At 60.8% G+C, this 12,659-nt stretch carries 12 protein-coding genes; 1 reads left to right on the top strand and 11 read right to left on the bottom strand.

The features are described 5' to 3' along the window. Positions 1-73 precede the first annotated feature (73 nt). Positions 74-1,363 carry a citrate synthase gene (gltA, locus tag HJC04_RS15325; protein ID WP_126921050.1) on the top strand — a complete coding sequence of 430 codons (1,290 nt, stop codon included), beginning with the start codon at positions 74-76 and terminating at the stop codon, positions 1,361-1,363. Positions 1,364-1,390: 27 nt separating this feature from the next. Here gltA and lpxB read toward each other — a convergent pair whose 3' ends face one another. The 11 genes from lpxB to pyrH all read right to left on the bottom strand — a co-directional run bounded on the left by lpxB (position 1,391) and on the right by pyrH (position 12,587). Further along, positions 1,391-2,560, bottom strand: a complete 1,170-nt coding sequence (gene lpxB, locus HJC04_RS15320; protein WP_221146563.1) for a lipid-A-disaccharide synthase — start codon at positions 2,558-2,560, stop codon at positions 1,391-1,393. Then, positions 2,557-3,438, bottom strand: a complete 882-nt coding sequence (locus HJC04_RS15315; protein WP_210631507.1) for an LpxI family protein — start codon at positions 3,436-3,438, stop codon at positions 2,557-2,559. Before HJC04_RS15315 ends, lpxB begins: the two co-directional genes overlap by 4 nt. 3 nt (positions 3,439-3,441) lie before the next feature. Continuing rightward, positions 3,442-4,260 carry an acyl-ACP--UDP-N-acetylglucosamine O-acyltransferase gene (lpxA, locus tag HJC04_RS15310; protein WP_210631508.1) on the bottom strand — a complete coding sequence of 273 codons (819 nt, stop codon included), beginning with the start codon at positions 4,258-4,260 and terminating at the stop codon, positions 3,442-3,444. After that, positions 4,257-4,724, bottom strand: coding sequence for a 3-hydroxyacyl-ACP dehydratase FabZ (gene fabZ, locus HJC04_RS15305; RefSeq protein WP_210631509.1), 468 nt, complete (start codon positions 4,722-4,724; stop codon positions 4,257-4,259). The genes lpxA and fabZ overlap by 4 nt, the downstream gene beginning before the upstream one ends. Continuing rightward, complete coding sequence (gene lpxD, locus HJC04_RS15300) at positions 4,717-5,781, bottom strand: UDP-3-O-(3-hydroxymyristoyl)glucosamine N-acyltransferase (RefSeq protein ID WP_210631510.1); 1,065 nt, start codon at positions 5,779-5,781, stop codon at positions 4,717-4,719. The genes fabZ and lpxD overlap by 8 nt, the downstream gene beginning before the upstream one ends. A gap of 50 nt (positions 5,782-5,831) precedes the next feature. Continuing rightward, positions 5,832-8,171, bottom strand: coding sequence for an outer membrane protein assembly factor BamA (gene bamA, locus HJC04_RS15295; protein WP_210631511.1), 2,340 nt, complete (start codon positions 8,169-8,171; stop codon positions 5,832-5,834). Between the two features lie 202 nt (positions 8,172-8,373). Beyond that, entirely contained in the window at positions 8,374-9,501 is a 1,128-nt protein-coding gene (gene rseP, locus HJC04_RS15290) for an RIP metalloprotease RseP (RefSeq protein WP_221124080.1), read from the bottom strand. Between the two features lie 28 nt (positions 9,502-9,529). Beyond that, positions 9,530-10,360 carry a phosphatidate cytidylyltransferase gene (locus HJC04_RS15285; protein WP_210631513.1) on the bottom strand — a complete coding sequence of 277 codons (831 nt, stop codon included), beginning with the start codon at positions 10,358-10,360 and terminating at the stop codon, positions 9,530-9,532. Beyond that, positions 10,360-11,103, bottom strand: a complete 744-nt coding sequence (locus HJC04_RS15280; protein ID WP_210631514.1) for an isoprenyl transferase — start codon at positions 11,101-11,103, stop codon at positions 10,360-10,362. Before HJC04_RS15280 ends, HJC04_RS15285 begins: the two co-directional genes overlap by 1 nt. Positions 11,104-11,140: 37 nt before the next feature. Then, positions 11,141-11,701, bottom strand: coding sequence for a ribosome recycling factor (frr, locus tag HJC04_RS15275; protein ID WP_039619546.1), 561 nt, complete (start codon positions 11,699-11,701; stop codon positions 11,141-11,143). 163 nt (positions 11,702-11,864) lie between these two features. After that, positions 11,865-12,587, bottom strand: coding sequence for a UMP kinase (pyrH, locus tag HJC04_RS15270; protein ID WP_064691480.1), 723 nt, complete (start codon positions 12,585-12,587; stop codon positions 11,865-11,867). Positions 12,588-12,659: the final 72 nt, after the last annotated feature.

The raw sequence follows: 12,659 nt of genomic DNA, 5'->3' as shown, positions 1-12,659 counted from the left end.
CATATAGCTATCGGAAAGGACGCTTAACCCCTATGGCGCTTTTGTGGCGCCACCGACATTTCGGAGGATCAGCATGACGGATCAAAGCGCTACAATAAAAATCGGTGACAAATCAGTCGACCTCGCCGTTAAAAGCGGCACGATCGGCCCGAGCGTCATCGACATCGGTGCCCTCTACAAAAACACCGCTTCCTTCACTTACGATCCGGGCTTCACCTCGACCGCATCCTGTGAATCCAAAATCACCTATATCGACGGTGACGAAGGTGTGCTGCTGCACCGCGGCTATCCAATCGAGCAGCTTGCCGAGCACGGCGACTTCCTCGAGGTCTGCTACCTCCTGCTCTACGGCGAACTGCCGACGGCCGCGCAGAAGAAGGACTTCGACTATCGCGTCACGCACCACACGATGGTGCATGAGCAGATGAGCCGCTTCTTCACCGGCTTCCGCCGTGATGCGCATCCGATGGCTGTGATGTGCGGCTGTGTCGGCGCCCTGTCGGCCTTCTATCACGACTCCACAGACATCACCGATCCGCACCAGCGCATGGTCGCCAGCCTGCGCATGATCGCCAAGATGCCGACGCTTGCCGCTATGGCCTACAAGTATCATATCGGCCAGCCCTTCGTTTACCCGAAGAACGACCTCGACTATGCGTCGAACTTCCTGCGCATGTGCTTTGCCGTCCCCTGCGAGGAATATGTGGTCAATCCGGTGCTTGCCCGCGCCATGGACCGCATCTTCATCCTGCATGCCGATCACGAGCAGAACGCTTCGACCTCGACCGTCCGTCTCGCCGGTTCGTCGGGCGCCAATCCGTTCGCCTGCATCGCTGCCGGCATCGCTTGCCTCTGGGGCCCCGCCCATGGCGGCGCCAACGAAGCGGCTCTCAACATGCTGACAGAAATCGGCACCGTTGACCGCATTCCGGAATATGTCGCCCGCGCCAAGGACAAGAACGATCCGTTCCGGCTGATGGGCTTCGGCCACCGCGTCTATAAGAACTATGATCCGCGCGCCAAGATCATGCAGAAGACGACGCATGAAGTGCTTGGCGAACTTGGCATCAAGGACGATCCGTTGCTGGAAGTTGCGATGGAGCTGGAGCGCATTGCGCTCACCGACGAATATTTCATCGAGAAGAAGCTCTATCCCAATATCGACTTCTATTCCGGCATCACGCTGAAGGCGCTGGGCTTCCCCACCACCATGTTCACCGTGCTCTTCGCGCTTGCCCGCACCGTCGGCTGGATCGCCCAGTGGAACGAGATGATCGAGGATCCGGAACAGCGCATCGGCCGTCCGCGCCAGCTCTATGTCGGCGAACCGAAGCGCGACTACATCCCGGTTTCGAAGCGCTGATCGCTTCAGAGCTCAAAAGAAACCCGGTCAGGAATGGCCGGGTTTTTTCTTGTTCAAAACGTCGAGAAGGATTTCGGCGGCCTGTTCGCCGGGCGGCTTTTCCGTCTGCATGCGCTGCCAGATGAGCTCGTAGCCTTCCTTCATCGCCTTAAGCTGATAGGTGTCGGCCGACAGCCTTTCCATCCAGCGCGCAAGGCTTGCACCGCGAACGACATCGTTCAGATATTCCGGCACGACCGGGTAATCGGCGATCAGGTTCGGCAGCGCACCGGTCCAGGTCTTGATGCCCGATGTCAGCATGCGCATGATCCAGTCGACCTTGTAGGCGGAGACGACGGGAACGTCGGCAAGGGCGAGTTCGAGAATAACGGTTCCGGACGCCGCCATGGCCGCATCGGCCTCGGCAAAGGCCTTCCATTTTGCTTGCGCGCCGACGACGATTTCCGGCTTTACCGCCCACGCCGCCGTGATTTCGTGGACAAGCGCTTGCCTGTGCGTCACCGTCGGCAGAATGAAGCGTGTCGGCCCATTGCGGGCGACGAGTTCATTCGCGGCGATCTCGAAGTAAGGCAGAAGCTTCTGGATCTCGGAGGAGCGCGAGCCAGGAAGAAGCAGGATCGGACCGTTACCTGGCTGCCTTCCCAGGCGCAGGCGACGTGTCTCCAGCAGCGCTGGGTCGGCGACCAGACGATGCCCGACGTAGGTCGTCGCCGGCCCATTGAGGCGCTGCATGGCTGCCGGTTCAAAGGGCAGGACGGCAAGCACGTGATCGACATAGGCGAGCATGCGCGTGGCGCGATATTCCTTCCAGGCCCAGACGCTCGGACAGACGTAATTGACGACCGGCAGATCGGGCAACGCGGTGCGCACGCGCTTGGCGACGCGATGGGTGAAATCGGGACTGTCGATGATGACAAGGATATCCGGCTTTGCGGCGACGATCTCAGCCGTGGTTTGACGGATCAGGCCAAACAGCCTTGGCAGCCGGCTCAGCACCTGGGTGATGCCCATGATCGACAGCTCGGAAAAATCGAACAGGGATTTCAACCCCTCCGCCTGCAGCCCCTCGCCGCCAACGCCGACAAGTTCCACCGGCCCGCTGTAAATCCGCTTCAGCGCCGCGATGAGATCGGCGCCAAGCAGATCGCCCGACACTTCCCCGGCAATGACGGCGATCTTCAGCGGCGCTCCGTTCATTCGAGCCCCCATGCCGGCAGACCACGATCGATGCCGCAGACGAACAACCCAGCCTCGTCGGCGGCGCTGATGACCGCGGTCCGATCAAGCACCAGCGAGCGACCGGCCTCGATTGCGATGCCGGCAAGGCCGGCTTTCGCAGCGTTCAGGATTGTGGCAACGCCGATCGCCGGCAGGTCAGCGCGAATGTCCTGTTGCGGCTTGCAGAGCTTGACGAGCACGCCGCGGCGGCGCGGCGAAATCCGTCCGGCGGTCCTGAGGCCGGCAACACGGTCCAGCATCTCATCTGTGCCCTCAAGTCCTTCCAGCGCGACAACGCGCCCGCCGATGCTGACTGCACCCTGCCCGACATCCAGCCGGCCAAGCGTCTCGGCGGCATCGGCGGCTCGGCTGATATCTCGCCGGTCTTCCTCGCCGGGGGCGGCGGCACCAAGCGGGCCAACGGAAGCGAGCAGGTCGGGGGCGATCTCGTGGGCGCCGACGACCCGCCGCCCGTTCCCCTCGATCAACCGGATCACCATCTGCAGAACCGTATCGTCGCCGCCTGAGAGCAATGTGCGAATGGCGGCCGGGACCTTCATCAGAATGCGCAACGTCGGGCGCACCTCGCGCCATTCCGGCCGGCGGCGCACACTTCCCGACATCACCACACGTCCGACGCCATATCGGTTGAAGAGGCCCTCAAGGGCGGCGAAATCGCCGATGCCGATAACGGCGTGATCATAGCCTTCCCAACGTGGATCACTTTCGTCCTTCAGCGCGACGATAACGGGATTTTCGCCAGCCGCGCGCGCGGCTTCGGCGACATAGCAAGGCAGAAGGCCACCGCCGGCGATGATCGCCAACCGGCCCGCAGCGGTGTCGCCTGTTAAAGCCACGGACTAGCCCTTCTGCCCCCGGGTCGGCGAGGACAGTGCGCGGTCGCTGTCGGCTGCAATGAAGTCGAGGATCTGCACCACCTGCTCGCAATCGGCATATTCCTCACGGATCGCGGCGGCGTTTTCGCGCACGGAGCCCGTTCCTTCGAAGATCGCCTTGTAGGCGCGGCGCACCCGGTGGATGACAGCGCGGTCGATGCCGGCCCGCGTCATGCCGACGACGTTGAGGCCGCCCAGCAGACCTGGATTACCGTTCAGCATGCCATAGGGAATGACATCGTAACTCACCGCCGACAGGCCGCCGACGAAGGCGTGGCGGCCGACGCGGGTGAACTGGTGAACAGCCGAGCCGCCGCCCAGGATAACGCGATCCTCGATGACGACATGGCCGGCGAGCATGACGTTGTTCGACATGATCACATGGTTGCCGACCCGGCAGTCGTGCGCGACGTGGGAATTGGCAAGGAAAAGGTTGTTGTCGCCAACGATCGTCTGGCCGCCGAAATCGGCCGTGCCGGTGTTCATCGTCACACCTTCGCGGATCGTGCAATTGGCGCCGACCGTCAGCGTCGTTTCCTCGCCGCCGTGGTGCACGCTCTGCGGATCACCGCCGACCACGGCCATCGGAAAGATGCGCGTGCCTTTGCCGATCACGGTGCGGCCGTTGACGACCGCATGCGCCAGGAGCTCGACATTCGCATGCAGGACAACATGCGGCCCGACATGGCAGAAAGGACCGATTTTGACGCCCTCGCCGATGGTAGCTCCGTCTTCGACGACAGCCATCGGATGAATACGGGCGCTTTCGGCGATATTGCTCATGCCTGATCCTTACGAACGATCATCGCGCCGATATCGGCTTCGGCGACAAGTGCGCCGTCGACCTTGGCGTCGCAATGGAATTTCCAGATATTGCCACGCTGCTTGTGCTTCTTCACGTGGAATTCGACGCGGTCGCCGGGCACGACCGGCTTGCGGAAGCGCGCATTCTCGATGGTCATGAAGTAGACGAGGTTGCCGGTCTGCCCTTCCTTCTTGGCGCAGATGGCGCCCGCCGTCTGCGCCATGCCCTCGATCAGCAAAACCCCGGGCATGATCGGCGCTTCGGGAAAATGGCCGGTGAAATGCGGCTCGTTCACCGTGACGTTCTTGATGCCGATCGCCGCGTTGTCGCCGTCGATCTCGATGATCTTGTCGACCATGAGAAACGGATAGCGATGCGGCAGCAGCTTCATGATTTCGGAAATATCAGCCGAAGAAAGCGTCGTCGTGGCTTCCTCAGTCATCTTGCTTGCCTCCAGGGTTCCTCCCGCGCAACTTGGACTTCGACACCTGTTGCGCGGCCTCTCTCAGATAGTCTTTTAGCGGACGTGCAGGGACACCGCCATATTGTCCGCCGGCGGCAAGGTCGGTCATGATACCGCTTTTGGCAGCGATCTGCACGCCGTCACCGATCGTCACATGCCCCTTGATTCCCACCTGGCCGCCGATCTGCACGCCATTGCCGATCTTCGTGCTGCCGGCGATGCCGACCTGCGAAACGATGGCGCAATGGCGGCCGATCTGGACGTTGTGGCCAATCTGGACCTGATTGTCGATTTTTGTCCCCTCGCCGATCACAGTGTCGTCCATGGCGCCGCGGTCGACGGTGGTGTTGGCGCCGATCTCGACATTGTCCTGGATAATCACCCGGCCGATCTGAACGATCTTGATCATGCCGCGCGGCCCCGGTGCATAACCAAAACCATCCTGGCCGATCCGAACGCCATTGTGGAGGATGACGCCATTGCCGATCAGCGCGCAAAGAATGCTCGCTCCAGCCGCAATCGAACAATCCCGGCCGATCTTGACATTCGGGCCAATGACGCTGTTCGCGCCGATGCGCGTTCCCGTCCCGATCTCGGCATGCGCACCAATCACGGCCAACGGTTCGACGATCACGCCCTTTTCAAGTTTGGCGCTCTGATCGATGATCGCGCTCGGAGCAATCTCGCTTTCACCCGAAAGAGCGACCGGACGCAATGCTGCGGGGTAGAACAAGCCTCCCGCCATTGCGAAGGCAGCATGCGGATTGGACGAAAAGATAACCGGAAGATGCGGAGGAACGAGATCGGCAAGCGCTTTGTCGCAGATCACCGCCGAGGCCTCGCATGTCGCAAACTCCTCCCGGTTACGGCGCGACAGGATATAACAGACATCGCCAGCCCGCGCCCGGCTGATGGGGGCGACAGACTTGACGATAACATCGGCATGATCGGAATTGGCGAGTTCTGCCCCAAGAAACTCTGCCAGCTCAGCGAGCCTCAGACCTTCATGGGGCAGAAAAAAACCGTTTTGCTCCATCGGCAATGCTCCAGAACGGAATTGAGTCTTACAGTTCCGGACTGCCGATATCAGAATTGGTTGTTGATGCCAAACTTGAAGTTCTGCGTCTTGTCGAAGTCTTCCTTGAGAACCGGGATTGCGTAATCCAGACGCAATGCACCGAAAGGAGACTGCCAGACGACGCCGACACCGACGGAAGCGCGCAGCGAGGCGTCTTCGCCCTCAATGCCGTCGCCCCTCAGGTCAACGTCGTTGCCGAACAACGTGCCGGCATCGGCGAAGACCGCGCCGCGCAGGTTGAAGTCGCGCGGGAAGCCCGGCATTGGGAACGTCGCTTCGGCCGATGCGGTGAAGTACGTTGTGCCGCCCAGCGGATCGTCGTTGTCACCCCTGACGCGTGGGCCGATACCCTTGTTCTCGAAACCGCGAATGTCGCCATTGGTCAGCGTGAACTGGTCGAAGACATTCAGGTGCTCACCGAAGCCGACGACATAACCCGCCGAGGCCGAAACCGAGCCGATGATATCGGCATCATCAGCAAGCAGGTGGTAGTAGCGGGCCTTGCCGTAGATCTTATAGAACTGCGAGTCGCCACCGAGGCCGGCAATTTCCTGCGTCGCCGTCGCGTAGATGCCTTCGCGCGGCAGAACAGTGTCATCGAGCGTGTTGTAGGTCAGCGTCTGCGAGACGGAGGAACGTGTCCACGGGCTGTCCTCAACGAGGTGCTGATACGGAGCGGACAGATCTGAAAGATCGCTGTTGTCAGCGTCGTACTTCATCTGCTTGTAGTTATAGCGGAAAGTCGTCGCCAGATCTTCGGTGATCGGCGCTGTGACGCGCAGAACGACGCTGGTTTCCTGGTAGTCGTAATTGTCGTTGCTCGACGTTTCACTGTGGTTGACGTCGAAGCCCGCCGCCAGGCGGTAGCCGAGGAAATAGGGTTCGGTGAAGCTGACGCCGTAGGCGCGCGAGCCTTCCTGACCGCCGCCGGCCGAGATGCGGATGTACTGACCGCGGCCAAGGAAGTTCTTTTCTTCGATCGATGCTTCGAGCAGCAGACCGTCGCCGCCGGCGGCATAACCCGCGCCGACACCGAACGAACCGGTCGACTGATCCTGCACGTCGACCACCACCACGACACGATCGGGGGAGCTGCCCGGCTGCGTGGAGATATTGACGGAAGAGAAGTAACCGAGCGCCTCCAGACGACGCTTGGCCTTGGTGATCATCTGCTGATTGAAGGCGTCACCTTCGCTCATGTCAAATTCGCGGCGGATGACGTAGTCGCGCGTACGGCTGTTGCCGCGGATCTCGATGCGCTCCACATAGGCGCGCTCGCCCTGGTCGACGAGATATTCGACGCCGATCGTGTTGTTGTTGAGGTCGCGGTTACCGCGCGGTGTGACGCGCGCAAAGGGATAACCGGCCGACGCAACCTGATCAGAGATCGCTTCGATCGACTTCTGCACTTCCTTGGCGCTATAGACGTGACCTTCCTTCGTGCGCACCAGCGGCAGCAGCTGATCGGAGCCAACACCTTCGACGGTCGACTGGACGGTCACCGGTCCGAAGTCGTAGCGCTGACCTTCCTCGATGTTGAAGGTGAGCGTGTATTTGTTGGTCGCCTCGTCGAAGCTGGCATCGGAAGAGACGATGCGCATGTCGGCATAGCCGCGATTGTAATAGAACTGGCGCAGCGCTTCCTCGTCGGCGTGAAGCTTGTCTTCGTTGTAGACGTCCTTGCGGGTCAGGAACGAAAGGAAGTTCGAACGCTTGGTATTGATGACGGCAGCCAGACGACCGGCGCTGTAGGCATTGTTGCCGACGAAATTGATCGAATCGATCTTGGTGCGATCGCCCTCGTTGATGACAAAGGCGAGATTGACGCGGCCCTCGCCGAGCGGCACCACCTGCGTCGTCACTTCGACTTCGCTGCGGCCGGTGGCGGCATAGGCATCCTTGATCGCCTGGATGTCGGACTGGATCTGCGTGTCGCTGTAAGGACCGGCAGCATGCGTCTGGACGATCGTCGCGAGCTTGTCGTCCTTGATCTTGCGGTTGCCGTTGAAGACGACCTGATTGACGAGCTGGGCCTCCTGGACGTTGACGACGAGCGTGCCGCCGGAAACCGAAATCTTCACATCGGAGAAGTAGCCCGTGCCGTAAAGCTGTTTGACCGAGTTATCGATATCAGTGTTCGAGAAACTCTTGCCCGGCGTGATGGTGAGGTTCGACCGGACAGCTTCCGCGCCGACGCGGCTTGCGCCACGCACATCGATGCGCTGGATGACCGCGGCCTCAGCGGCCGTAGCGGAAACGAACGTCAAAGCACCTGCGCCCGAAGCAACAACACTAGCAGACAGCGCAACCGCCGATACTGCGTTCAAAAACTTTGAACCAGCCTTCATTTCACCTATTACCTTTTTTCCCTCGTCCCCGTCCCCGGGAGAACCCGATTCCGGTCACGTGTGTCGTTTTACCCGCTTTTGACATACAAGCAAGGGAGGGCGTTAATTTCTGTTTACTTCATTTCCAAGCGTGACCCATTCGCCACTACAGCCTTGAAACATCGTAAATAAATAGTAATTCCCTTGCCTTACGCGTTTACCCTCAGCTCAGGGTGATGTCGTTCCAGGTCGTGAAAACCATCAATGTCAATATCATTGCCAGGCCTATACGAAATGCAATTTCCTGGGCCTTGGCACCCAGCGGTTTTCCTCTGACCGCTTCCACCGCATAGAACATCAGGTGGCCACCATCAAGTACCGGAACCGGCATCAGGTTAAGCAATCCTATCGAAACCGACAGCACCGCAGCAAGCTGCAACACTGCCCCCAGGCCAAGCTTCGCCATCTGGCCGGTAGCCTGCGCCACACGGATCGGCCCGCCCAGTTGATCAGCCCGCATTGATCCGCTGAAGATGTTGCCGATATATTTGAAGGTGTCCGTGACGATTTGCCCGCTGGCGATCACGCCCTCACGCAGCGCCTGGAGCGGCGTGTAGGTCTGCAGCCGGAAATTGCCGGAGTTCTTGTCGGTAGCGATGCCGATCTGACCGACTTCCATCTTGTTGCCGAACTGATCGGTCTGGTCGACGCGCTGCGGCACCATCGGCACATCGAGCTTCTGGCCGCCGCGCTCGACTGTGACGACAATCCTCTGGCCGGGGCGCATGCCGACATAGCGGCGCACATCTTCAAACGTCTCGACCTTGCCGCCATCGAGGGCAACCAGGAGGTCGCCGGGAAGGATGCCGGCCGCGGCCGCCGAGCTCTCCGGCTTGACCTCGGCAACGACCGGGTCGGCGATCATGCGGCCATAGACGGTGAAGAGAACAGTGAAGATGGCGATCGCCAGCAGAAAATTGGCGATCGGACCGGCTGCGACAGTCGCGGCACGTTTCCACAGCTTGGCGCCGGCAAAGGAGCGCGCCCTCTCCTCCTCGGACATGGCGGCAAGCTTGTCGCTGTCCGGTTTGCTCGACGCATCCTCGTCGCCGAAGAAGCGGACGTAACCGCCAAGCGGGATCACGGAGATCTTCCAGCGTGTTCCATGACGGTCGGTGAAGCCGAACAGCTCGGGACCGAACCCGACCGAAAAGGCAAGGATACGAATGCCGCTCCAGCGCCCGACAAGGTAATGGCCCATCTCATGCACGAAGACGAGCAGCGAGAGCACCAGGATGAAGGTGACGATGTTCCCCATCACAAATGCGTATATGCCGGTCATCGCGTCCATGGGTTCCTTCCGTCAGGCTGCCGCGTCATCAGAGGCCGAACAATGCCGCTCCGAGCGACGTCATGCCAGCCCCCTTTATCAGGGAAAACAGTGTAGCAAGCAAGAACGCCGCAAAACAGGCGAAAATCAGCCCGTCGACGCGGTCCATGACGCCGCCATGGCCCGGAATAAGACGGCTCGAATCCTTGACGCCGAATTTTCGCTTGATGAAGGATTCGAAAAGATCGCCCGACTGGCTGCAGATCGACAGGATGAGCGCCACGCCGGCGGCGGCGACCTCGGCGCCCGGAAAGAGGAAATAGGCGAGAAGGATGCCCGCTGCGACCGCAGAAACGGCGCCCCCGATTGCACCAGACCATGTCTTTCCCGGGGAGATCGATGGGGCAAGCTTCGGTCCGCGGAGCCTCCTGCCGACGAAATAGGCAAGGATATCGGTCGCCCAGACGACAGCAAAGACGAAAAGCATGGCGTAAAGACCGGGCTGGTCGTCGCTTCTGATCGCGGCGAGTGCCAGGCCCGTGGCGCCGGCATAGAAGAGGCCGACAGGCAGCCAGCGACTCGTGCCGTGCAGAATGATCAGGGCTATGCCGACGGCGGTGACCCCGGCCAGCATGCCGGCGGCGAATTCGAAATTGCCGACAAGCACGAGGAAGGCGACCGCCGCTTCGCCGATCCAGCCGACCACATTGGCGACCCAATCCCGCGCAATGCCGGTTATCTTAGACCATTCATAATAGATCAGCAGGCCAATCACCGTCGCCAGGGTGCGAAAGGCAGGGCCGCCATACCAGGTGGCGACGAGAACGATGACCGCGAGAATCAATCCTGAAACGATGCGGAGCTTCAATTCCCTCTGCATCAGGTGCCGACCGCAGCTGCCTGCGATGACAGGCCGCCGAAGCGCCGGTCGCGGGAGGCGAATTTTTCCAGCGCCGAGCGGAAAATCTCCGGGCTGAAATCGGGCCAGTATTCCGGGACGAAGATGAATTCCGAATAGGCGGCCTGCCAAAGCAGGAAGTTGGAAAGCCGTTCCTCGCCGCTGGTGCGGATGATGAGATCCGGATCGGGGATGCCCGCCGTGTCGAGACGGGCGTTGATCAGCGCGGGGGTGATGTCCTGTGCCCGCAGGCGGCCGGACTCGACGTCCTTCGCCAGGCTCACCACGGCGCGCGAGATTTCATCGCGCGAGCCGTAATTGAAGGCGATGACCAGCGTCAGCGCCGTGTTGTCCCTGGTGGTCTCCTCCGCCTCCAGCAGCAGGCCGAGAATGTCGCTGCGCAGGCTGTGGCGGTCGCCGATCACCTTGATGCGCACATTCTGACGATGAAGCTCGGCCAGGTCGCGACGAATGAAAGCCTTGAGCAGACCGAGCAGATCGGAAACCTCGGCTTCGGGCCGGCGCCAATTCTCCGAGGAGAAGGCGAAGAGGGTGAGATATTTTATGCCGGCCGCACCGGCGGCGCGGACTGTCTCGCGTACGGCCTCGACACCCTTGCGATGGCCCATCGTGCGCGGCAAGCCGCGCTGCTTGGCCCAACGGCCATTGCCGTCCATGATGATGGCAACATGCTCTGGCACAGTCACAAATACAGATTCCGACATTTCCCGTCCGGTCTTTCCAGGCAAAGGCACAGGTCCACTAGACCTGCATGATTTCCTTTTCCTTCTCGCCAAGCAAGCGGTCGATTTCGGAAATCGTCTCGTCCGTCATCTTCTGTACGCGTTCGGACTGCGCACGGCTCTCGTCCTGGCCGATTGCACCGTCCTTTTCGGCTTTCTTGAGTCCGTCCATGCCGTCGCGGCGGACATGGCGAATCGCGACCTTGCTCTTTTCGGCATAGTCGTGCGCCACCTTGACGAGCGACTTGCGGCGCTCCTCGTTCAGCTCCGGCAACGGAATGCGCAGGCTCTGGCCGTCGACGATCGGGTTGAGGCCCAGATTGGATTCGCGGATGCCACGTTCGACGGCGCTGACCATCGACTTGTCCCAGACGGAAACCGTCAGCATGCGCGGCTCGGGCACGGTGATGTTGGCGACCTGGTTCAAGGGCACGCGCGAACCATAGGCCTCGATCGTCACCGGATCGAGGATGTTGGCCGAAGCACGGCCGGTGCGCAACGATGCGATGTCGCTCTTGAATGCAGAGACCGCGCCGTCCATCCGGCGCTTCAGTTCCTTGATATCGATACCTTCACTCATGTCGATGCTCCCGTTTAGAGCGATGCCGAAAAGTCAGCGGTTTTCGGGACGTCTCATGCTCTAATTCTTTAATGTAGAACATGTTTCAGTTTTCAGGCCAACCGGACCTAAAGCTCAACCATGTTCTAGCGAGGGCTGCGCCGAAACCGCGGCGCGGCTTGTATCAGTTGTCGGAGACGATGGTCTTGAGGCCACCGCCCGTCAAGATTTCAGCAAAACCACCCTTCTCGTGGATCGAGAAGACGATGATCGGAATGGAATTTTCCCTGGCAAGCGCCACGGCGGCAACGTCCATCACCGCAAGCCCCCTGTCCAGCACCTCCTGGTGGGTCAGGCGATCGAAGCGGGTCGCATCGGGATATTTCTTCGGGTCGGCGGTGTAGATGCCGTCCACCTGCGTACCCTTGAAGATCGCTTGCGCGCCCATTTCGGCGGCGCGCAGTGCGGCGGCGGAATCGGTGGTGAAGAAGGGATTGCCGGTGCCGCCGGCAAAGATCACCACGCGTCCCATCGACAGATGATAAAGGGTCGCTCGCTGCGAGAAGCTCTCGCAGATCTCCGGCATGGAGATGGCCGAAAGCACCACCGTATCGATGTTCAGCTTGCGCAGCGAGGTTGCCAGCGCGAGCGCGTTGATGATGGTGCCGAGCATGCCCATATGGTCGCCGGTCACCCGGTCGCCGCCTTTGGATGCGACTGCGACACCGCGGAAGATATTGCCGCCACCGACGACGACGCCGACTTCCACGCCCATATGCCTTGCCTCGGCGATATCGGATGCAATGCGGTCCGCCACCGCGACATCGATCCCGAAACCCTGGCCACCCATGAGCGCTTCGCCGGAAGCCTTGAGCAGAACGCGTTTATAGACAGGCTCTAAAGACATCTTGGCTCCTCGTAAATTGCCGTGAATGCCCGATACACGAAGGGCACCGCGTTGTCACGCGATGCCCTGGCG

This window comes from Rhizobium sp. NLR8a, assembly GCF_019685235.1.
In the GTDB taxonomy this organism is placed as follows: domain Bacteria; phylum Pseudomonadota; class Alphaproteobacteria; order Rhizobiales; family Rhizobiaceae; genus Rhizobium.
This window is presented reverse-complemented; position numbering and strand designations above follow the sequence as displayed.

Bases quoted from the DNA above. Each gene is read 5' to 3' on its own strand.
- gltA (WP_126921050.1), top strand. From the start codon at position 74: ATGACGGATCAAAGCGCTACAATAAAAATCGGTGACAAATCAGTCGAC.
- lpxB (WP_221146563.1), bottom strand. From the start codon at position 2,560: ATGAACGGAGCGCCGCTGAAGATCGCCGTCATTGCCGGGGAAGTGTCG.
- lpxA (WP_210631508.1), bottom strand. From the start codon at position 4,260: ATGAGCAATATCGCCGAAAGCGCCCGTATTCATCCGATGGCTGTCGTC.
- fabZ (WP_210631509.1), bottom strand. From the start codon at position 4,724: ATGACTGAGGAAGCCACGACGACGCTTTCTTCGGCTGATATTTCCGAA.
- lpxD (WP_210631510.1), bottom strand. From the start codon at position 5,781: ATGGAGCAAAACGGTTTTTTTCTGCCCCATGAAGGTCTGAGGCTCGCT.
- bamA (WP_210631511.1), bottom strand. From the start codon at position 8,171: ATGAAGGCTGGTTCAAAGTTTTTGAACGCAGTATCGGCGGTTGCGCTG.
- rseP (WP_221124080.1), bottom strand. From the start codon at position 9,501: ATGGACGCGATGACCGGCATATACGCATTTGTGATGGGGAACATCGTC.
- HJC04_RS15285 (WP_210631513.1), bottom strand. From the start codon at position 10,360: ATGCAGAGGGAATTGAAGCTCCGCATCGTTTCAGGATTGATTCTCGCG.
- HJC04_RS15280 (WP_210631514.1), bottom strand. From the start codon at position 11,103: ATGTCGGAATCTGTATTTGTGACTGTGCCAGAGCATGTTGCCATCATC.
- frr (WP_039619546.1), bottom strand. From the start codon at position 11,701: ATGAGTGAAGGTATCGATATCAAGGAACTGAAGCGCCGGATGGACGGC.
- pyrH (WP_064691480.1), bottom strand. From the start codon at position 12,587: ATGTCTTTAGAGCCTGTCTATAAACGCGTTCTGCTCAAGGCTTCCGGC.